The sequence below is a fragment of the Micromonospora sp. NPDC049529 genome (genome assembly GCF_055586685.1).
Window position 1 is genome coordinate 1 of record NZ_JBVJHT010000015.1, and the last position, 20756, is coordinate 20756.

Consider the following 20756-nt stretch of genomic DNA (forward strand, 5'->3'; position numbering starts at 1 on the left):
TGCCACCCCGACAGCCTTGACCCACGCCGGGTCCGCGCCGGGACCCCGGCCGGCGTGTCACCCAACCCGGCCAACGTTTGTGGCCACAGCACTAGGGCTGTCATCAGGGTGGCGATCAGGGCGTCGAGGATCCGCCAGGCGTCGGGGCGGGCCAGTGTGGGGGCGAGGCGGTGCGCGCCGAAGCCGAGGGCGGTGAACCATATGGCGCTGGCCGCGACCGCGCCGGTGCCGAACAGCCACCGGCTGTCGTACTGGTTGGCGACCGAGCCCAGCAGCAGCACCGTGTCCAGGTACACGTGCGGGTTCAGGTAGGTGAAGGCGAGACACATCGCGATCGTCGTACGGAGTGCGACCGGTGGGCGGTCGGTCGGCGCCAGGGTGCCGGGGCGCAGCGCCCGCCGGGCCGCGAACAGGGCGTAACACAGCAGGAACACGGCACCGGCGAAGCGGACCGCCAGCACGTGCTGCCGGCGCAGCCCCTGACGGAGGACGAAGGCGTTCTGGGCACCGATGGCGGCGATGAGCCCGATAGAGGCGGTGAAACCGGCAAGCGTCGAGGTGAGCACCGAACCGACGGTACGGACCACCCGTACCGCACTCCAGCTGAAGAAATTCGTGCCCGATTAGCATTGCTTAACATGGCGCTCGACTCCGGCCAGTTGGCGACCCTGCAGGCGGTGGTCGACGAGGGCAGCTTCGAGGCCGCGGCCCGCGCCCTGCACATCACCCCGTCGGCGGTCAGCCAACGGATCAAGGCACTCGAACAGGCCGCCGGTCAGGTCCTGGTTCGGCGTACGAAGCCCTGTCAGCCCACCGAGGCGGGACGGCCACTGGTCCGGTTGGCCGGTCAACTCGCCCTGCTGGAACGGGAGGCGCTGGACGCGGCGCGTGGTCCGCTGGGCGGGCGGCAACCCCGTACCCGGATCGCGGTGGTGGTGAACGCCGACTCGCTCGCCACCTGGTTCCTGCGTGCGCTCGCGCGACTGCCGAGCGACCTCGCGTACTGCTTCGACCTGCACCAGGACGACCAGGACCACACCGCGGACCTGCTCCGCGACGGATCGGTGATGGCGGCGGTGACCGCCCAGCGGGTCGCCGTGCAGGGGTGTCGGGTGCACCGGCTCGGCGCCATGCGCTACCTGGCGATGGCCTCGCCCGAGCTGCACCGCACCCACTTCGCGGCCACCGACATCGTCTCCGCGCTGGCCACCGCGCCCATGCTCCGGCTCGACCGCAAGGACGAGTTGCAGCACCGCTTCGTCGGCCGGCTGACCCGTCGACGGCTCGACCCGGCGATCCACTACCTGCCGGCGGTGGCGGCGTTCGTCGAGGCGATCCGGCTCGGGCTGGGCTGGGCCATGGTGCCCGAACAGATCGCCCGGGAGGACATGGCAACCGGCCGGCTGGTCGAGATCACCCCCGGCCGGCATCTCGACGTGCCCCTCTACTGGCAGTCCTGGCGACTGGAGTCGACCGCGCTGACCGTCCTGACCGGGGCCGTCCAGGCGGCAGCGGCGACCGCGCTGCGCTGAGCGGCCGGCGGGAAGTGTCGGAGAGCGGTCGTAGGGTCGACCAGATGGACGCGAACCCGCTGGAGGCGAAGCTGCTGGCGGCGGCCCGGTCGGGTGACCCGGACGCCTTCGGGCAGCTGGTCGATCCGTTCCGCAACGAGTTGCAGACACACTGCTACCGGATGCTCGGGTCGGTGCACGACGCCGAGGACGCGATGCAGGAGTCGCTGGTCCGCGCCTGGCAGGCGCTGGGACGGTTCGACGACCACGGCTCGATCCGGCCCTGGCTCTACCGGATCACCACGAACCGGTGCCTCACCCTGCTGGAACGGCGACGCCGCCGGGAACTGGTCACCGATCTGCGACCCGGTGCGGTGCCACTGGCGGAGACCGCGTGGCTGGAGCCGTACCCGGACGCGCGGATCGGCTGGGCCGACCGGGACCCGGAGGCGCGCTACGTCGCGCGCGAGGGGGTCGAGCTGGCCTTCGTCGCCGCGCTCCAGCATCTGTCGGCCGGTCAGCGGGCGGTGCTGATCCTGCGCGAGGTGCTCGGCTTCTCCGCGCGTGAGGTCGCCGACCTGCTGGAAACCACGGCCGCCGCCGTCAACAGCGCGCTGCAACGGGCCAGGAAGGCGCTCGACGGTCGGGCACCCCGGATCACCCAGCAGGCCACCCTGGCCTCGCTGGGCGACCCGACCGTACGGCAGCTCGCCGACCGGTACGCGACCGCGTGGGAGAACGGGGACGTGGAGGCGATCGTGGCGATGCTGACCGACGACGCCCGGTACTCCATGCCGCCGCTCGCGCAGTGGTACGAGGGACCGGACCGGATCAGGGCGTTCCTGCTCGAAAAGCCGCTGACCCTGCGGTGGCGGTTCCTGCCGGCGTACGCGAACGGGCAGCTCGCGTACGGCACCTACCTCTGGGACGACGAGCGGGGCGTCTTCGTGGCGGCGGCACTCGACCTGATCCAGTTGCGGGGTACGCGGATCGCCGAGGTTGTCTCGTTCCTCATGCCGGAGATCTTCGGCCGATTCGGCCTGCCCGACGAGGTGCCGGAGTAGTCGGCCGTTCAGGAGAGGAAGTGGGAAGCCGTGGAGCACTTCGAGCGGCTGTTCGTGTCGTACCACCAGCTTCAGGTCGCCACCGGGACCCGGCTCGCCGACCTGCCGCTCTACGCGGTCGGCGACGACCTGGTGCAGTTCACGGGCGAGAACGTGCTGACCGTGCTGACCGGGCCGCACACCGGCTGGGTCCACGTCCGGGCCACGGCGATGTCCCGACCGCCGGACGACCGCGCCGACGGTTGGGCGGCGGTGAGCGAGGCGACACTGTGGTGCCCGGAGGGGCTGATGTGGGTTTGCGGCCTGATGGGGGACTCCCCCGAACCGCTGCGGGAGATCGGGCTGCCCCGACCGGGACTCGTCCGGGTGCAGGTCCGGGCCCGACACCGCAGCCGAGTCGAGGGTGACGCCCGGCCGCCGGAACCCCGCGAGGAGTACGAGATCCTCGCCTGGCCGGTGACCGAGGACGTCGGCGTACGCACCGTGCGCGCCGACGACCTGCGGCCGGTGACCTGGATGCCGGGACCGGACCGGGCCGCCGGGCCGGCGATGGTACGGATGGTCGACCGGGCCAATCCGAGCGCCCGGGAGGCGAACCTGCTTGCCCACTCGGGGATCACCGAGCGGCGGTACGACCGGGTCGACGTACGCCGTGCCCGAATGCTGCCGGCGACGGCGGCCGAGACACTGGTACGCCGCCCGGCGGACTTCCTCGGTGCAGTGGCGGTCGGCGGCGCGCTCGTCCTGCCGGCCGGCCCGGTCGAGGCCAGGCTGATCCCCGTTGCCGAGTCGGCTGAGTCGACTCAGCCGGCCGAGTCGGCTGAGCCGCCGGTGGCGGCCCAGCTCGCCCGCGACCGGCACGAGGCCCTGCGGTGGGGTGGTCGACTGCCGTCGAGGCGGGTGCGGGAGTTGCCGGCCAACGCCCTGGGGCTGGCCCGGCTCGACCGTGGACTGTTGGACGCCCTCGCCGAGGCGACACCCGTACGGCAGCGTCACCTCGCCCGCTGGGCCGCCCGCCGCGCGTGTACGGTCGCCGGGCTGGTCGGCGTCGACTGGATCGCCGCCGGGCTGCGGGCGGTCGAGCAGGGGCTTCCGCTGCCCGCGCCGCTCGACGACGAGGTCCACGCGTGGCAGGTTCTGTGGGCGGACGACCGGGTGCCGGCAACGACGGTCACGAGTCCCGACGGCACCCCGAACTACTCCCAGCAGGCCCTCGCTCTGCCCGCCCTGTTCGCGGCCACCCGTGACGATCCCCTGGTCGCCGCCGTCGACGCGGTGCACGCGGCGGCGTGCGCGCACGGCGACGACCATCGCGACCTGCTCGCCGCCGCCGGGGCCGTCCTGGCCGGCTGAGGCCGCCGCCTCCGGTCAGCCCACGGTCGTCGGCGACGGGACGCGGCGAGCAGAGTGGGGATCATGTCCGCGATGCACACCCCGAAGCTCTTCACCGCCCTGCGGGACAGCCGAAACATCCTGGTCGCCGGTGCCGGTGGCGGCTCGACGTGTACGCCGGACTCCCGCTCGCCCTGGCACTACGCGACACCGGCGGGCCGGGCCCATGTGGTCGGGCTCTCCCTGGGCGGGTACGTCACCGTGCGGCTCGCCGCCGACTGGCCGGACGTGCTGGAGAGCGCCCTGGTAAGTGGAGTCAACGTGCTGCCGTTCCCCCGGCCGGGGCTGATCCGGCTGGCTGGTCTGGTGATGGCACCGCTCATGACCAGCGGCCCGGTGCTGCGCGCCAACGCGAAGGCGCTCCGGGTGCCGGCCGAGGACTTCGCCGAGTACGCGGCGTCGGCGCGGGCGGTGGTGCGGGGAACGTTCCGGCGGGTCGGGGACGAGGGGGTCGCGTTCCGGGTGCCGACCACCGCGGCCACCTCACCGTGCCGACTGCTGGCGGTCGCGGGCGAACACGAGCAGGACCTCATCCTGCGGTCGCTGCTGGAACTGGCGCACGTCTTCCCGAACGGACAGGCCCGGATCGCACCCGGTGTCGGGCACGGCTGGGTGGGCGAGGCACCCGAACTGTTCGCCGAGATGGTGCGGGCCCAGGTGGCGGGCGTCGAACCACCGGCCGGGTTGCGCACGGCACCGACCAGGTAGGCGCGGCGCCGGCCCTGCCCAGCACGCTGCTCCGGTCATCCGCTGACCGGCAGTGGTGCCCGCTCGGCCGGCGGTTGGCGGTCCCGCCGGAGCCGTCGCACACTCACCAGAATCAGGGCGATCGCCGTGACCGTGAAGAGAATGTCGCCGATCAGCTCCTCCGTCGCCGAAACGGGTCGCCACGGACTCAGGTGGAAGCCGTCCCACGCCTGGGTGAGCAGCGCACCCCCGGCCAACGCCAGCCGGTGTCCCCGGGACCACTGCGGACTGCGCGACCACCGGGCGACCAACCAGGCCATACCGGCGAGCAGGGCGAGGCTGGACGCGACACCGAACCAGTTCGCCGGCATCCACAGCAGGCGGGACACGACGAACGCGATCAGCAGGACCGCCGGCCGGCGTCTCGGTGCCCGGACGTCGGGCCGGGTCGGGCGGTGCCGCAACCGGAACGCGGTCACGACGAGCACGACCGCGAGCGTGGCGGCGACGGTGAGCTGGAGGGCACCGGCGTGGAAGCCCTCCGTCGTCTGTAGCTCGGCGTAGATGAAGGCGCCGCCGAGCAGGTACAGCCCCGCCGCCATCACCAGGCCGGGCGTACGCAGCCACGGGGTGGTGGCGCTGCGCTCGGGCACCAGGGACTCGATGATGGCGATCGGTACGCCGATGCTCCAGATGGCGTGTCCGGTGACGAACACCAGCCCGAAGTAGCCACTCACGTGCAGGCCGGGAATGTGGGCGACGCTCTGGAAGTCCATGCCCGCGTAGTCGGGGTTGAACAGCGACTGGTCGAGCAGTCCCGCCTCGATGACCCCGTAGGCGAGCCCGAGCAGCAGCATCGTCGGCCAGCCCCGGCCGGTCCGCCGGGCCACCTCGCGGATCAGCAGCGCACCGCCGCCGTACATCGGCACCAGGAAGACGATCAGCGGGAGGTCGCGGATGCCGTGGCTGCCCATCAGGTACTCGCCCACCCACGGCGCGAGAAAGGCGAGGCCGAGGGCGGGCAGCACGCGGCGACCGAAGCGGGGCGGTGGAACCGGGACGATCGGCGCGGACTCCTGGGTCATACCGACGAGTCTGGATTCCGGCCCGGTACGCGCACCACGAACCGAAGTCGCGTACCGCGACGACTTCGGTCTACCGCGCAACAGTGGATCGCCACCGAAGGCTCCGGTCGGGGCGGCGTGCGGGTCCGGCCGGTCGGATCGACGGTCGCGAGCCGGGGCATCGCGATGGTCATGGATGGGGAACAATGTCGGGCGTGGAACCCCTACGCCTGGTGCTGCTCTACGTCCACCTGATCGGCTTCGCCCTGCTGCTGGGTGGTTCGATCGCCCAGTACGTCAGCGGCGTACTGCGGATCAACCCCGCGATGCTCTGGGGCGCGGGCATCCAACTCCTCTCCGGCCTGGGGCTCGCGGCGCCGCTGCGCGACGGCGACGAGCCGTCGCCGGCCAAGCTCCTCACCAAGCTGCTGATCGCGGTGGCGATCTTCGTGATGGTGTTCTTCTCCCGCAAGCGCGACGCCGTCAACCGGGGACACTTCCTCGGAATCATCGTCTTCACCCTGGCCAACGCCGCGGTGGCCGTTTTCTGGCGCTGACCGGCACCCGACGTTCCCACCCGGTCCGGTGCGCCCGCCGACTCGTTCCGTCCGGTGGTTCCCCGGCGGCCGGACCGACTGACTGGCACACTGCCCGACATGGAGCGGGATCGGGTGGCGGACTGGGTGGCGGCGTACGAGCGTGCCTGGCGGACACCGGGGACCAGGTCGCTCGCCACGATCTTCACCGACGACGCGAGCTACCTCCAGCGGCCGTACCGCGCGCCGGTGCTGGGGCTGCCGGCCATCGCCCGGATGTGGGAGGCCGAACGCGAGGGGCCGGACGAGGCGTTCCGGATGACCAGCGAGGTGGTCGCGGTCGACGGTGACACCGCCGTCGTACGCGCCGAGGTGCACTACGGCGAGCCGACCCATCAGGAGTTCCGCGATCTGTGGATCCTGCGCTTCGCCGACGACGGCCGGTGCCGCGCGTTCGAGGAGTGGCCGTTCTGGCCGCCGAGCCCCGGCGACCCGTCATCCGGCCGGGACTGAACATCCCCCGGACAGGTCCGGCGACCGGCCGGCAATACCCGACCCGGCCGGGCAGCGTCACTCGGTACGGAATTGATTGCGCAACGTCGCCCCGGCGGAATTCGGTGGGCGTGGGGAACCGACACGCGTCACCGGCCACGGGTCACCCGAATTCCTTATGAGCACCGCACTCGCCGCCGCCGCACATCCCACGATCCACCGCCTTACAGGGCGTGTCCAGCCTGCCTCGACAATGGCACGACAAGGAACGGCGACGACCATCGATATCAACAGAACCGGGCCTGTGACGGCCGTTACACGCAATCCGCCAACGGAAGCGTAATGATGCGCACGGAAGGCGGGCAGTGCCCGTACTTCCTGGTGACAGCGCTGGCGCTGGCAATTTCGGTCAGTCGGCGAGCAGTGGACCGATAGCGCGCACATCCGCCACCGGAGCGCCGATCGTTCCACTGAACAGCGCCGTACGTTCATCAGGGCTTTGATTTGGCACGGTGGCCGGAGGATTGCGGCCGGGCATGATGTTCGGGGCCAGTCATGAGGGTACAACTGCCCAAAAGGGCGCAGTCCGTGCTGGCCCAACGCCGGACCCGGCGTAGAAGGAGGAAGTGTGCGAATCTCGGTTGCCCGAACAGTTGCGCTACTCGCGGCGTCCACCGCGGCGCTTGCCATTACCGCGTGCTCGCCCCCGGAGAAGGAAAGCGCGGGGTCGAACAGCGACGCGGCGAAGGCCGTCAGCGTGACCGATTTCGGCGGACTCGACAAGCTCGTCGAGGAGGCCAAGAAGGAGGGGCAGCTCAACGTGATCGCGCTGCCGCCGGACTGGGCCAACTACGGCGAGGTCATCAAGGCGTTCACCGCCAAGTACGGCATCAAGGTCAACTCCGCTCAGCCGGACGCCTCCAGCCAGGACGAGATCAACGCGGCGAACCAGCTCAAGGGCCAGGACACCGCGCCGGACGTGTTCGACCTCGGCGGCGCCGTGGCGTCGGCCAACACCGCGATGTTCGCCCCCTACAAGGTGGCGACCTGGGAGGACATCCCGGACGCGCTGAAGGAAGCCAACGGCACCTGGGTCAACGACTACGGCGGCTACATGTCGATCGGCTACGACAGCAGCAAGGTCCCCGCGCCGACCAGCGTCGCCGACCTGCTCAAGCCGGAGTTCAAGGGCAAGGTCGCGCTCAACGGCGACCCGACCCAGGCCGGCGCGGCGTTCAGCGGCGTGGTCATGGCCGCGCTGGGCAACGGCGGCTCGGCCGACGACATCAGCAAGGGTGTCGACTTCTTCGGCCAGCTGAAGAAGGCCGGCAACTTCCTGCCGGTCGACCCCACCTCGACCACCGTCGAGTCCGGTCAGACGCCGGTCGTCATCGACTGGGACTACCTGAACGTCGCCCAGGGCGCCAAGCTCCAGGGCAAGCTCGACTGGAAGACGGTCGTACCGGCGAACGCGGTGGTCGGCTCCTACTACGTGCAGGCGATCAGCAAGGACGCCCCGCACCCGGCCGCCGCGCGGCTGTGGCAGGAGTTCCTCTACTCCGACGAGGGCCAGAACCTCTGGCTCGGTGGTGGCGCCCGGCCGGTCCGGGCCGACGCGATGGTCAAGGCCGGCACGATCGACCAGGCCGCGTACGGCAAGCTGCCGACCACCAGCGGCGAGCCGGTGTTCCTGACCGACCCGCAGACCGCGAAGGCCAAGGAGAGCCTGGCCGCCAACTGGGCGAAGGCAGTGGGCTGAGCCCACGATGACCGTCGTCACACCGCACCCGGACCCCGTGGCGCCCACGCCCGGGGTCCGGCCCGCCCCGGCCGCTCGGCGCCGGGGCGGCCTGCCGGGCCGTAACCTGCTCGGCGTCGTACCGTTCTTCGCGTTCGTCGTGGTGTTCCTGGCGATCCCCACCCTGGTGGTGGTGATCGGCGCGTTCACCGGCGACGACGGCGGCTTCACCCTCGACAACCTGTCGGCGGTCGCCACCTCGTACATCCTCGAGGCGTTCGGACGCAGCATCCTGCTCTCCGCCGTGACCGCGGCGGTTGGCGCGGTGCTCGGCGCGCTGCTCGCGTACGCCCTGGTCACGGCGAAGCCGGACGGGGTGCTGCGCCGGGTGGTGACCTCGGCCGCCGGGGTGCTGGCCCAGTTCGGCGGGGTCACCCTGGCGTTCGCGTTCCTCGCCACCATCGGGCTGAGCGGGTTCGTCACGGTGTTCCTCCGCGACCACCTCGGCGTCAACATCTACGCCCACGGGGTGTGGCTGTTCGAGCTGCCCGGACTGCTGCTGGTCTACACCTACTTCCAGGTGCCGCTGATGGTGATCGTGTTCCTGCCCGCGCTGGACGGCATCCGTCCACAGTGGCGCGAAGCGGCGGAGAGCCTGGGCGGCTCGACCTGGCAGTACTGGCGGCTGGTCGCGATGCCGCTGCTCGCCCCGCCGTTCCTCGGCGCGACGCTGCTGCTGTTCGCCAACGCCTTCTCGGCGTACGCGACCGCCGCCGCGCTGGTCAGCCAGGGCAGCCCGATCATCCCGTTGCAGATCCGGGGCGCGCTCACCAGTGAGGTCATCCTCGGTCAACAGAACCTGGGCAAGGCCATGGCGCTCGGCATGATCGTGGTGGTCGCGCTGGTGATGTGGCTCTACGCGGTGCTACAGCGAAGGAGTTCACGATGGCTGGGGTGACCCGACGCCGCGCCCGGCGCCAGCGGGCCTTCCGCTGGACGATCGTCACCCTGCTCGGCGTCTTCTTCCTGCTGCCGCTGCTGGCGATGCTGGAATTCACCACCCGTGGCCCGAACGGCACGTACACGCTGGAGACCTGGAAACTGCTGGTCGACTGGGGTCAGCTCGGCGAGACCTACCCGGACCTGCTGACCGGCGTCACCAACTCGTTCGGGCTGGTGCTGCTCACCGTCGCGCTCACCCTGCTGCTGCTGGTGCCGACCGTCGTCTGGGTCCGGCTACGGCTGCCCCGGCTGCGCCGGCTGGTGGAGTTCCTCTGCCTGCTGCCGCTGACCATCCCGGCGATCGTGCTGGTGGTCGGGCTCGCCCCGGTGTACGCCTGGGTCACCTACTTCCTCGGCGGTTCGGCGCTCACGCTCACCTTCGCGTACACGATCCTGGTGCTGCCGTACGCCTACCGGTCGATCGACGCCGGACTGTCCGCGATCGACGTACGGACCCTGGCCGAGGCGTCCCGGAGCCTCGGGGCGAGCTGGGCGACGGTGATCTGGCGGGTGGTCCTGCCGAACATCCGCTCGGCGGTGCTCTCGGCCGCGTTCCTCACCGTCGCGCTCGTGCTCGGCGAGTTCACGATCGCGTCCCTGCTCAACCGCAGCAACCTCCAGGTCGCCATCAACCTGCTCGGCAAGAGCAGCGCCACGACGTCGGTCGCGGCCTCGCTGACCGCGCTGGTGCTCGCATTCGTCCTACTGATGCTCTTGTCCCTCGTCGGCGGCGGCCGACGCCGGACTTCCCCGAAGGAGACACGGTGACCGGTAACACCAGCGTCGCCGCCACGCCCGGCGCCCGCGACGGTGCCCGTCAGGGCGTCACGGTACGACTCGAATCGCTGCACCGGCGGTTCGGCAACACCTCCGCACTGGACGGGCTCGACCTCGAACTCGCCCCCGGTGAGATGGTCGCCCTGCTCGGCCCGTCCGGCTGCGGCAAGACCACCGCACTGCGGGTGCTCGCCGGCCTGGAGGAGGCCGACTCGGGCCGGGTCCTGGTCGACGGGGAGGACATCACGAACCGGCCGGTCAACCGGCGCGACATGGGGATGGTCTTCCAGGCGTACAGCCTGTTCCCGCACCTGAGCGCGCAGGAGAACGTGGAGTTCGGGCTGCGGCTGCGCGGCCGTCCCGCAGCCGCCCGGCGCGAGCGGGCCGGCGACATGCTCGACCTGGTCGGCATCGGCGGCCACGCCGACAAGTACCCGCACCAGCTCTCCGGTGGCCAGCAACAGCGGGTGGCGCTCGCCCGCGCGCTCGCCATCCAGCCCCGGGTGCTGCTGCTCGACGAACCGCTCTCCGCGCTCGACGCGAAGGTACGGGTCCAGTTGCGCGACGAGATCCGGCGGATCCAGATCGAGGTCGGTACCACCACCCTGTTCGTCACCCACGACCAGGAGGAGGCGCTGGCGGTGGCCGACCGGGTCGGTGTGATGCGCGGTGGTCGGCTGGAGCAGTTGGGGCCGCCGGCGGAGATCTACCTGCGTCCGGCGAGCGCGTTCGTGGCCGACTTCGTCGGGCTGAGCAACCGGCTGCCCGGCCGGGTCAACGGCGGCAACGTGGAGGTGCTCGGTGCCACCCTGCCGCTGGTGGAGCCGGCCGACGCACCAGCGGACCCGACCACGCCGGTGACCGCGCTGGTCCGCCCGGAGGCGGTCGACGTGGTCGCCGACCCGGACGGCAGCGGCCGGGTCCTCGCGGCCAGCTTCCTCGGCCCGATCAGCCGGGTGACCGTCGCGATGCCGGACGAGACCCTGGTCGTCGCGCAGGTCTCCAGCGCCCGCCTACCCGAGTTCACCCCCGGCACCCCCGTCCGCATCACCCTCCACCCCTCCCCCGTCGCCCTCGCGCGCTAACCCCCGCCCCGCACCCCGCACCCCCGCCCCCCCCCCCCCCCCCCCCCCCCCCCCCCCCCCCCCACCCCCCCCCCCCACCCCCTCCCCCCCCCCCCCCCCCCCCCCCCCCCCCCCCCGCACCCACCCCGTGCCTCATGTAGAGAAAGAGTGGCAATCCGAGCCGTAATTGCCACTCTTTCTCTACAAGAGGCGGCACCGGGGGCGGGGCGGCGGTGGGCGGGCGGGTTAGGGGGTGAGGGTTAGGACGATTTTGCCCTTGCCGTGGCCGGTTTCCAGGGAGCGGTGGGCGTCGGCGGCTCGGGACAGGGGGAAGGTTTCGCGGATGTGCAGGCGGAGCAGGCCGCGCTGGTGCAGGTCCACGAGTTCGGCCAGCCGGGCGGCGGAGCGGACGGCGGGGTTCACCCGGATGCCGAGCTGTTCGGCCCGGTCGTGCTCGACCAGGGTGAGGATGCGTCCACGGTCGGGCACCAGTTCCAGCGACACCCGCAGCGCGTCACCGCCGGCACCGTCGAGCGCCGCCGAGACACCGCCGGGCGCGAGGGCCCGGACCCGGTCGGCCAGGCCGTCGCCGTACGCGACCGGGGTGGCGCCGAGCCCGCGCAGGTAGTCGTGGTTCTCCTCGCGGGCGGTGCCGATGACGGTGGCCCCCGCCAGTCGGGCGAGTTGCACCGCCACGGTACCGACCGCGCCGGCCGCCCCGTGGATTAGCAGTACGTCGCCTTCGCCCACGGTCAGCGTCTCCAGGGCGATGTGGGCGGCCTGGGCACCGCCGCTGAATCCACCCGCGACGGTCCAGGGCAGCGAGTCCGGCTTCGGGGTGATCTGGTCGGCGGAGATGACCAGGTATTCGGCGTAGCAGCCGAGTTGGCCGAAGCCGAGCACCTCGGCGTCGACCGTGACGCCGTCCACCTCCGGCCCGACCTGGTCGACGACTCCGGCGAACTCGTTTCCGGGGATCCGGGGGAATCCGGGCGCCACACCGGGTGGGGTCCACCCGCTGCGGATCGCATGGTCGTACGGCTGGACTCCGGCTGCCATGACGCGTACCCGTACCTGGCCGGCGCCCGCCCGCGGGGTGTCCAGTTCCATCAGCCGGAGTACCTCCGGTCCGCCGAACTCGGTGAACGCGGCTGCTCTCATCGCCACCCATTCCTCTCGTCGTGGAGAGGAAAGTCTCCAACCTCAACAATGGTTGAGGTCAACCGTGCCGGGTGGTGCCGTCCCGTCCCGGCCGCAGCATCGCCGGGTGCAGCAGGGGGGCGGTGCCGCGTTCGTACAGCATCGCCGGCCGACCGGTCGGCGGCAGCCGCCGCTCGTCGGTGGCCTTCACGAAATCCTTGACCCCGGTGACCTTGCGGTGGAAGTTGCGCGGATCGAGCTGTACGCCCCAGACCGCCTCGTAGACCGCGCGCAGGTCGCTGATGGTGAACAGGTCCTGGCAGAACGCCGTGGCCAGGGGTGAGTACTCCAGTTTGTTGCGGGCGCGTTCGATGGCGTCGCGCAGCAGCACGTCGTGGTCGAAGACGAGCCAGCCCCGGCTGAGCCGGTCGTCGTCGACCGGTTCCCAGTGGGCGGTCGCGGCGTCCGTGCCGGCGACCGGGGTCGGCAGGTCCGGGGCGATCGCCAGGTACGCCACCGAGGCGATCCGCCCGCGCGGGTCCCGATCCGGGTGGGCGTAGGTGCGCACCTGCTCCAGGTGGAGCTTGCCACCGTCGATCCCGGTCTCCTCGGCCAGCTCGCGTACGGCCGTGTCCCACAGGTCCTCGCCGGCCCGGACGAACCCGCCGGGCAGCGCCAACCGGCCCTCGAAGGGTTCCTTCCCGCGCTCGATCAACAGGACGTGCAACCGGTCCTGACGGATGGTCAGGATGATCAGGTCGATGGCGATCCGGAACGGACTCGGCGGACGGGACGGCACCCTGCGAGAGTATCCGTAGAACCCGCCCGTACCCATCATCCGGTACGCCGTCGGCGGGTACGACGGTCCCCGGTTGACGCGGACCGTACCCGTGCGTCGGGTCGGCCGGCTCGGTCCGGCGGTGGCGGTCATGCCGGTCCGGGGTCGGTCCGGCGCCGGTCGCCGCCGATCGGTGCCGGCTGCCCGCTGGCCCAGATCAGGTCGAACTCGCTGGCGAAGTGGCGGTACCAGATCGGGTCCCGGCCGGCGTTGAGGGCGACCACCGCCTCCGGACCGGCCGGCCGGTGGGAGTAGATGTCGACGCAGATCCGGCCGTCCGCCTTCGCCGGGTCCACCAGGGTGAGGCCGAACGCCGGAACGAACTGGAGGAAACGTACCTCCAGCCGGCCGGTCACCTCGGGGCCGGCGGCCAGATGTTCAAGCAGGTCGATGGTCGGCTGCAACCGGTGTTCGAAGACCCTAGCGTCGTCCGGCACCGCGTTGCGGCGGGCCGCCTCGCGCGGGCCGGGGCCGTCCGGGTCGAGGATCGCGACCCGGACCGACGCCCCGGCCGCCAGTCGACGCTCCAGGTCGTGCAGGTGGCTGCGGATGGTCCGGCTCAGGGTGACCCCGACCAGCCGGATGTCCTGCGCCTCGTCGATCCGCAACGCGGTTCCCGGCCCGGCGGCCGTGATCAGCCGGTCCACCGATTCGGTCAGGCCCACCTCGCCCAGCGAGCGGGCCAGTTCGCGGATCGACGAGTCGATCCGGCGCAGCCGCCGCCGCCCGCTGAACAGGTCGAAGACGATCAGCCCGAGGATCGACAGGGTGGCGGCGGAGACCACCGCCGGGCTCGCCACGTCGAGCAGGCTGAGCAGGCCGACGGCCAGCGCCAGGCTCGCGGTGAGGTACGCCTCCAACTCCCGACCGGCCAACTGACCCCACCTGGGCCGCCGGACGGGTGTGCGCAGCTCTCCCCGACCCGGGCGGTGGCCGCCGGCCGGCGTCACTGTCCGGCCTCGGTCAACCGGAGGTACGGCAGCAACTGCTCCATCACCGCGGCGGCGTGCCGGGCGGCGAGGTCGTGATGGTCGTGTCCCTTGTGCCGGTCGGCCATGTCGGAGATGCCACGGATGGTCAGCCAACCGCGCAGCGTCTGGTCGACGTCGATCTCCTCGTAGAACGCCTGGGCGACTCCGCTCGCCTCGGTCTCCACCGCGAGCGTCCGTTCGTTGAACCGCTGCAGGTAGTCCCGGATGTCCGAGTCGGCGTCGGTGATGACCGCGTCACCGGAGCCGATCGGCCCCCGGTGCACCCGGAACTGGTCCGCCGGGTCGAGCTCGACGATCCCCCGGTGCCGTACGAAGAACTCGTTGAGCCGGCGCAGCAGGACCGGCGCGATCTGGTGTGTCTGTCCCCGGCGCCGGGTGCCGGCCGGTGTCTCCCGGCGGGCGTCGTAGTAGATCACCTCGTCGGAGATGACCACGTCGCCGATGTTCAGCTTCGACCGGATGCCACCGGCGATGCCGACCAGCAGCACGATCGGCGGCTGGTAGTACCCGCGCAGGTCCCGGTAGGCGACCGCGGCGGACTGTGTACCGTGCCGCAGGGTCTGCATCGCGACGGTACGGAGGTTGCCGCCGTCGGTGCGTACGGACGCCTCGTGCACCTGGGCCCCGCCGAACATCTGGTACGAGCGGTAGTCCCGCATCCGTTCCAGCACGTCGACCACGGCCACCATCTCCGACTCCAGCACGGTGAGGATGCCGATGTCGGCCCGCCGGCCAGCGTCGCGTTCCCGGCCACCGGATGCGGCTGCCCGACGGGCGGGCGGTTCCGCGGTCTGGTAGATCTTCTGGGAGCCGATGGCGGAGCCGCCGACGGTGATGCTGCCCGATCCGCTGTTGTACGCCCCGATGTTGCGCGGGCCGCGGTCCTCGTTCGCGACACTTCCTCCCATCACGCACCCGTGCCGGCGGTGGCGGGGGCGGGTGGCGGTGTGCCGCTCCCCTGCTGCTGGTTGCCGATGGCGTCGCCGTAGACGTTGATGCTGCCGTTGCCCGTGACCACCGCGCCAGCGCTGAGCAGGGTCATTGCCCGCTGGCGGTACTCGCTGGTGTCCACCCCCCGGACTTCGAGGAAGTCGAGGACCGCGGCCAGCACCCGGCGCTCGATGACCCGCTGGTACTTGGCGATGTCCTGGGTCTGGATGTGGTTGCGGGTGTCCATCGCGGTCCCGAGTTCCCGTACCGAGAACAGGGCGCCGTAGTCGTAGCCGACGGCCACCTGGTCCTGCCCGGCCGGGCTCGTGCTGCGGGCGAACGAGGCGACGATGTTGTCGTAGGCCGCGCGGAGGAGGTTGAGCGGGGCCAGGCCGATGATCTGCGGGCTCTCGGCGATGCTGCGCAGGATTCCCTTGAGGTAGGCCATGGAGCCCGTGCCGTCCACCTGGTCGACGATGCGGTACTGCTCATGGCACGGCGGCAGCGCCATCGAGGTCAGTTCGGTGTAGAGCGACTTGCCCTGGACGGCGAAGTGTACGTAAACGGTCGTGACCAGTTCTCCCCGCCAGGAGACCACCTGGCAGACCAGGTAGTGCCGAGCCGGCGCGGTGGGGTTCCGGACGATCTGGTCGACCTGCTCCTGCGCCATGTACGGCACCAGCCGGCTGGCCTCGGTCCCGGCGAGGAACACCCGGTCGGAGACGGTCAGCCCCGGTAGTTGCTGTTCCGGGCTGGTGGCGACGGTCAGGCTCGTGAGGTGGTCGCGAACGTGCCCGATGATGTCCTCGGCGGAGAACGGCGGCTCGCCGAACTCCCGTTCGGCCTCCGCACGGGCCAGTCCGAGCGGATCGGCGCTGCGCACCAGCCGCTGGGCGAAGCCCCACGATTTCAGGATGGTGCCGGAGCCGACGAACGGCCAGTAGCCGGAGTAGATGACGACGTTACCGCCGTTCTGCCGGTGGATCTCGTCGAATCTCGGCGTCGGCTCGACGGTTTCGGACGGCTGTCCCGGGGCGAGCCTGTCGAGGCGCCCCTGTCGCCACACGCTCGTGGCGATCGGCGCTGCGAACAGCAGGGGTACCAGCACGAAGGTGCCCACTTGGAGGGCGCCGAACACGGCGGAGGCGCTTTCCAGACTGTCGCCGGAGGCTTCGGCGAGGTAGAGCGCGAGAAAGCTGATCACCGTCAGGGCGACCGAGGCGATCACGAACTGGAAGACCAGCAGCAGCAGCCGGTTGAAGACCGTCAGCCCGCTGAGCGGATGATCGCTCTGCATCTCCCGGACGGTGTTGCGCAGCACCCGCCAGACGGCGACGGTGAGGTAGATGGTGATCAGTGTGTAGACGGCGGCCACCAGGGCGAGCGGCGCGGCGCACAGGGTGATGACCAGCAGGGCGACGATGATGCCGTCGCGGATGTTGGCCATCTTCGCCGCCCGCAGGCAGTGCCCGAGCACGGTGATGACGTCGTAGCCGTACGAGGGTGCGACCAGCCGCCTTGCCTGGTGGTAGACCTGGTTCAGGCTGGCCCGGCGGAACCGGTCGTCGAGGTACGCCCCGGCGCTGAGGTGCCGGGTGGCGCTGGATACGGCGTGGGCGGGGACCGGTCCACCGGAGTTGGTGGGCCCGCCGTGGAGGGTGAACGGTGGCGCGGGTGAGGTCCGAAACTGGTCGGACCCGGTTGCCTGGTGTGGGAGTTCCGGATTCGTCATGACGTCCATCCATCGACTGTCGATTGTGCCGGGAGGTTTACCGGGACCTGCGTCGTGGAGCTGGCGTTGCGCTGTATCGCCGGGACGACGGGCGCGGGCTTGCGGTGGAACGACCCCGCCGTTTTCGTCATTCTGACACTAAGTCGAAGGTAGAAGCTGACCCGAGTTCATGTCAAGTAGACGATTAGGGGTTTGGCAGCGACGACGACCGCACCCGTTCAGCGATGCGCGATAACGTAACCACCGATAGTCATCGGCTGCGTCGGGCGAGCGGGCGGCTTGCCGACCCCGACAAGCGGCCGACGGGGTCCACCGCGTCGGCCCGTACGGCTGATCGATGTGGTCGGACGCGCCGGTCGTACACCGTCCCACCTCGGTCGTTGGCGAAGACGACCCGTCCGCGACGGTCGCCCGCACCCGTCTGCGGAGCACCGTCCACCACCCGGACCAGTGACGACCCCGCCGGTCCCACCCACCGGTCCCGCGCGGCCCGTCCGGCGGTGTCCACGACGGACGGACCAGGTTCGGTCGGATCATCGACAAAACCATGTGGATCGATCGTTGACGACAGGCGCGGAGCGTGGTCTGATCGCGGTCGCGAAGATATCTCGCATTCTGCGATCAGCAGGGAGGACACCCCATGTCCATGTTCCGTCGTACCGCGCTCGTGGTCGCCCTCGTCGCGACCCTGAGCTCGGTCGATGCGCTGTCGGCCACCACCTGGGCCCGATCCGGCGCGGCAGCCAGACCGGTCGCGGAGATCGCGGCCCTACCGACCGCCGCGGTGGCGCTCGGCGACAGCTTCGTCAGCGGCGAGGGCGCCGGGGCGTACACCCCGGTCGTCGACGTCAACGGCGTGGCCCAGGGCTTCCCCGGCTGGTCGGCGCCGAACAACAACGCGTTCTTCTGCCACCGGTCCGCCAACGCCTCGCTCAACCAGGCGAACCTGCCCGGCATCCAGGCCCGGTTCAACCTCGCCTGCTCCGGCGGCCAGCCGCACGACATCGCCACCGCCTCGGTCAACCGGGCCAACGGCCGGACCGTCGCCTCCCAGCTCGACCAGCTCCGCGCGGTCGCCCAGACCCACGACATCGACCTCGTGCTGATCGGTCTCGGCTCGAACAACAGCTCGTTCACCTTCGGCGACGTCGCGTCGAAGTGCGCCAACCGGTTCGTGGCCGACGCCTGGACCGGCTGGTGGGAGTTCTGGGCCTACCTCGGCGGCCCGGTCGAGCAGGCCCCGTGCAGCTCCGGCGACCTGGCCACCCCGGCCATGGTCAGTGCCGCCACCGCCGAGACGACCACCGCCGTACGGCAACTGCTCGCCACCCTCGACCAGATCGACCCCGACGGGCAGCACCGGGTCGTCTTCCAGGACTACACCAACCCGCTCCCGTTCGACCTGGAGTCCCGGTTCCACGAGGAGGACGGCCGCGACGACAGCCGGGACAAGTTCCGTGACCTCGGCGCCGAGCGGTACGCGGCCGGCTGCCCGATCCACCGGGCCAGCCTCGCCGCCGGTCACCTCTTCTCCGGCAACCTCGGCACCCTGGTCCAGTCGGTGGCGAACACGATGCGGTCCGAGTTCCCGGCCGACGACCTGGTGTACCTGAACGTGCAGCGGGCCTTCGACGGCGCCCGGCTGTGCGAGGCGGCGACCAGCCCGACCGGCACCCTCGCCACCCCGATCCGGCTCCAGGACGGGCCGACCGGCTCCTTCCTGACCAGCCTCTCCGGCTACGACAAGATCGCCATCCAGCGGATCGCCAACGCGTGTGTGACGTACTTCCAGACCTGCCAGGAAAGCTGGCACCCGAACGCCGCCGGACACGCGGTGCTCGGGCAGTGCCTGACCGGGGCGGCGGCCACGGTCAACCGCACGGTGGCGTGCGTACGCTCCGGCAACGGGGCGATCACCGTCTCCTGATCCGTACCCGACGGCACCGGCCGCCGCTGCCCCGTTGACGGGCGGGTGGCGGCGGCCGGTGCCGTTCGGTCGGTCGGGTGCGGTCAGGCCGGTGCGGCCGAGCCGGCTCGGGTCAGCTCCACGGGTTGGCCGGCTGGTCGTTGATGTACGCCCAGAACCGGGTGTTGGCCGCCGGGGTGCCGTGCGCCCAGATGCTCCAGCCGCTGCGGAGTTGGAACCGGCCGCCGAAGTAGTAGACGCCGTCGTGGAACTCGGCCATCCGCCAGCCGGCGCCGAAGTTCGCGGCGCAGATCGCGTCCGCCGCACCGAGGCTGGTCAGTTGCGAACCGAACACCGGGGCGGTGATCCGTACGTTGCCGCTGGACCAGCCGGCGTACTGGTTGGTGACGACGCCGGGCGGCAACGGCGCACCGGTGACCTGGAGGCAGAGCAGCGGCAGCGCGGCGCTGGCCGGGGTGTCGCCCTGGTAGGGGTTGGTCAGTTCGTCGGCGCCGACCCGGACCACGTTGTCGGCGCGCTGTTCCAGCACCCGCCAGGTCATGCCGGCGTGCGACACCGCCACGGTGCCGGTGAACAGGAGCAGGTTCGGCGAGCCGGTGCCGACGTTCGCCAGCACGTTGGGGGTGGCCCGGCCGAGGATCGCCGAGGTCACCGTGGCCGGCGTGGCGGTGGGGTTGGTGCTCAGGTAGAGCGCGGCGGCACCGGCCACGTGCGGGCTGGCCATCGAGGTGCCGCTGATCGTGTTGGTGGCACCGTCGCCGGTGGACCAGGTCGAGGTGATCGCGGTTCCGGGGGCGAACAGGTCGAGGCAGCCGCCCCAGTTGGAGTACGTCGTGTCCCGGCTGTCGGCGCTGGTGCTGGCGCCGACCGTGATCGCCGTCGGGGTGCGGGCGGGAGAGAAGGCGCAGGCGTCGGTGTTGTAGTTGCCGGCGGCGACCACGTACGTGACCCCGGAGTTGATCGAGTTGGTGACCGCGTCGTCGATCGGCTGGTACGCCCCGCCGCCGAGGCTCATGTTCGCCACCGACGGCCCCGAGCGGTTGGCCGTGACCCAGTTGATGCCGGCGATGACGGTGGCCGCCGTACCGCCGCCGGCGCAGTCGAGCACCCGCACGGGGACCAGGCGCACCGCCTTCGCCACCCCGTACGTGGTGGAGCCGATGGTGCCGGCGACGTGGGTGCCGTGGCCGTTGCAGTCGTTGGTGCCGTTCCCGTCGCCGATGGCGGTGTAGCCGGGGAAGACCCGCCCGCCGAACTCGGCGTGGGTGGGCCGGATCCCGGTGTCGATGACGTACGCGGTGACGCCGGCGCCGGTCTGATCGTAGTCGTAGGTGTTGTTCAGCGGCAGGTTCCGCTGGTCGACCCGGTCGATGCCCCAGGTGGCGGGCGTCTGCGCGACGTCGATGCCGACCCGCTGGTTCGGTGCCAGGTAGGCCACCGAGGGGTCGTCGCGCAGGGCGGCGACCTGGGCCGGGGTGAGCCGGGCGGAGAAGCCGTTGAGGGCGGCGTCGTACCGGTGCTCGACGGTGACGCCCAGCGCGGCCGCGCGGGAGATCGCGGCGCCGGCCCGCGCGGCGTCGACGGTGCCGGGCTTCCCGTTGAGCACCACGATGTAGCTGCCGGGGATGGTGGCCCCGGTCGCGGCGACCAGCGGCGCCGGGCCGGTGACCCGGCCGGGGGCGGCACCGGCGGCGCCGGGCGCGGCCAGGCCGCCGGCCACCAGCGCGAGGGACAGGGCGACGGACGCGCCGCCGCGCCATCGGGCGTGGCCGGGGCGTCGTGCGGTTGCCGGTTGCTGACTGTCGTGCATGGACGGTCCCTCCTCCGTGGTCGGCCCGCCGGCCCGGCAAGGATCCCACCAGGGCTTTTC

The 20756-nt window shown here is 71.4% G+C and carries 18 protein-coding genes and 1 pseudogene; 11 read left to right on the forward strand and 8 right to left on the reverse strand.

Annotation, left to right across the window (positions count from 1 at the left end; genetic code table 11):
- Positions 1–92: 92 nt before the first annotated feature.
- A pseudogene (locus ACZ6QQ_RS25250) lies at positions 93–566 on the reverse strand (LysE/ArgO family amino acid transporter); the annotation flags it as partial.
- Positions 567–638: 72 nt separating this feature from the next.
- Between ACZ6QQ_RS25250 and ACZ6QQ_RS25255 the strand changes: the two are divergent.
- The 4 genes from ACZ6QQ_RS25255 (at position 639) to ACZ6QQ_RS25270 (ending at position 4675) form a co-directional block, all read left to right on the forward strand.
- Entirely contained in the window at positions 639–1532 is an 894-nt protein-coding gene (locus ACZ6QQ_RS25255; RefSeq protein ID WP_465879582.1) for a LysR family transcriptional regulator ArgP, read from the forward strand.
- A gap of 44 nt (positions 1533–1576) precedes the next feature.
- Positions 1577–2575 (forward strand): sigma-70 family RNA polymerase sigma factor, encoded by a 999-nt coding sequence (locus tag ACZ6QQ_RS25260; protein ID WP_465879583.1) that lies wholly within the window; start codon positions 1577–1579, stop codon positions 2573–2575.
- 30 nt (positions 2576–2605) lie between these two features.
- Entirely contained in the window at positions 2606–3928 is a 1323-nt protein-coding gene (locus ACZ6QQ_RS25265; RefSeq protein WP_465879585.1) for a hypothetical protein, read from the forward strand.
- A gap of 63 nt (positions 3929–3991) precedes the next feature.
- Positions 3992–4675: an alpha/beta fold hydrolase gene (locus tag ACZ6QQ_RS25270; RefSeq protein ID WP_465879587.1), complete on the forward strand. Its 684-nt coding sequence runs from the start codon at positions 3992–3994 to the stop codon at positions 4673–4675.
- A gap of 35 nt (positions 4676–4710) precedes the next feature.
- Here the strand turns inward: ACZ6QQ_RS25270 and ACZ6QQ_RS25275 are convergent, their stop codons facing one another.
- Positions 4711–5739 (reverse strand): hypothetical protein, encoded by a 1029-nt coding sequence (locus ACZ6QQ_RS25275; protein ID WP_465879590.1) that lies wholly within the window; start codon positions 5737–5739, stop codon positions 4711–4713.
- Between the two features lie 194 nt (positions 5740–5933).
- Here ACZ6QQ_RS25275 and ACZ6QQ_RS25280 point away from each other — a divergent pair, with 194 nt between their 5' ends.
- The 6 genes from ACZ6QQ_RS25280 to ACZ6QQ_RS25305 all read left to right on the forward strand — a co-directional run bounded on the left by ACZ6QQ_RS25280 (position 5934) and on the right by ACZ6QQ_RS25305 (position 11348).
- Positions 5934–6275: a hypothetical protein gene (locus tag ACZ6QQ_RS25280; protein ID WP_465879593.1), complete on the forward strand. Its 342-nt coding sequence runs from the start codon at positions 5934–5936 to the stop codon at positions 6273–6275.
- A 99-nt stretch (positions 6276–6374) separates the two neighbouring features.
- Positions 6375–6767, forward strand: coding sequence for a YybH family protein (locus ACZ6QQ_RS25285; RefSeq protein WP_465879594.1), 393 nt, complete (start codon positions 6375–6377; stop codon positions 6765–6767).
- 736 nt (positions 6768–7503) lie between these two features.
- Positions 7504–8505, forward strand: a complete 1002-nt coding sequence (locus tag ACZ6QQ_RS25290) for an ABC transporter substrate-binding protein (RefSeq protein WP_465879596.1) — start codon at positions 7504–7506, stop codon at positions 8503–8505.
- Between the two features lie 7 nt (positions 8506–8512).
- Positions 8513–9442, forward strand: coding sequence for an ABC transporter permease (locus ACZ6QQ_RS25295; protein WP_465879597.1), 930 nt, complete (start codon positions 8513–8515; stop codon positions 9440–9442).
- On the forward strand, positions 9430–10254 hold the full coding sequence (locus ACZ6QQ_RS25300) for an ABC transporter permease (protein WP_465879598.1): 825 nt from the start codon (positions 9430–9432) through the stop codon (positions 10252–10254). The genes ACZ6QQ_RS25295 and ACZ6QQ_RS25300 overlap by 13 nt, the downstream gene beginning before the upstream one ends.
- Positions 10251–11348 carry an ABC transporter ATP-binding protein gene (locus tag ACZ6QQ_RS25305; protein ID WP_465879599.1) on the forward strand — a complete coding sequence of 366 codons (1098 nt, stop codon included), beginning with the start codon at positions 10251–10253 and terminating at the stop codon, positions 11346–11348. Before ACZ6QQ_RS25300 ends, ACZ6QQ_RS25305 begins: the two co-directional genes overlap by 4 nt.
- A 225-nt stretch (positions 11349–11573) precedes the next feature.
- Here ACZ6QQ_RS25305 and ACZ6QQ_RS25310 read toward each other — a convergent pair whose 3' ends face one another.
- The 5 genes from ACZ6QQ_RS25310 to ACZ6QQ_RS25330 all read right to left on the reverse strand — a co-directional run bounded on the left by ACZ6QQ_RS25310 (position 11574) and on the right by ACZ6QQ_RS25330 (position 16968).
- Positions 11574–12488 carry an NADP-dependent oxidoreductase gene (locus tag ACZ6QQ_RS25310; RefSeq protein ID WP_465879601.1) on the reverse strand — a complete coding sequence of 305 codons (915 nt, stop codon included), beginning with the start codon at positions 12486–12488 and terminating at the stop codon, positions 11574–11576.
- A gap of 58 nt (positions 12489–12546) precedes the next feature.
- Positions 12547–13302 carry an NUDIX domain-containing protein gene (locus ACZ6QQ_RS25315; RefSeq protein ID WP_465879834.1) on the reverse strand — a complete coding sequence of 252 codons (756 nt, stop codon included), beginning with the start codon at positions 13300–13302 and terminating at the stop codon, positions 12547–12549.
- Positions 13303–13394: 92 nt separating this feature from the next.
- Complete coding sequence (locus ACZ6QQ_RS25320; protein WP_465879603.1) at positions 13395–14180, reverse strand: hypothetical protein; 786 nt, start codon at positions 14178–14180, stop codon at positions 13395–13397.
- Positions 14181–14251: 71 nt separating this feature from the next.
- Complete coding sequence (locus ACZ6QQ_RS25325; RefSeq protein ID WP_465879605.1) at positions 14252–15205, reverse strand: 5'-methylthioadenosine/S-adenosylhomocysteine nucleosidase family protein; 954 nt, start codon at positions 15203–15205, stop codon at positions 14252–14254.
- The gene (locus tag ACZ6QQ_RS25330; protein ID WP_465879607.1) at positions 15205–16968 is read right to left on the reverse strand and encodes a hypothetical protein; all 1764 of its coding nucleotides are present in this window, start codon (positions 16966–16968) and stop codon (positions 15205–15207) included. Before ACZ6QQ_RS25330 ends, ACZ6QQ_RS25325 begins: the two co-directional genes overlap by 1 nt.
- 631 nt (positions 16969–17599) lie before the next feature.
- Between ACZ6QQ_RS25330 and ACZ6QQ_RS25335 the strand changes: the two genes are divergently transcribed.
- Positions 17600–18886, forward strand: a complete 1287-nt coding sequence (locus tag ACZ6QQ_RS25335) for an SGNH/GDSL hydrolase family protein (RefSeq protein WP_465879609.1) — start codon at positions 17600–17602, stop codon at positions 18884–18886.
- 112 nt (positions 18887–18998) lie between these two features.
- On the opposite strand, the gene ACZ6QQ_RS25340 is transcribed toward ACZ6QQ_RS25335, so the two are convergent.
- Positions 18999–20696, reverse strand: a complete 1698-nt coding sequence (locus ACZ6QQ_RS25340) for a S8 family peptidase (RefSeq protein ID WP_465879611.1) — start codon at positions 20694–20696, stop codon at positions 18999–19001.
- Between the last annotated feature and the right edge of the window lie 60 nt (positions 20697–20756).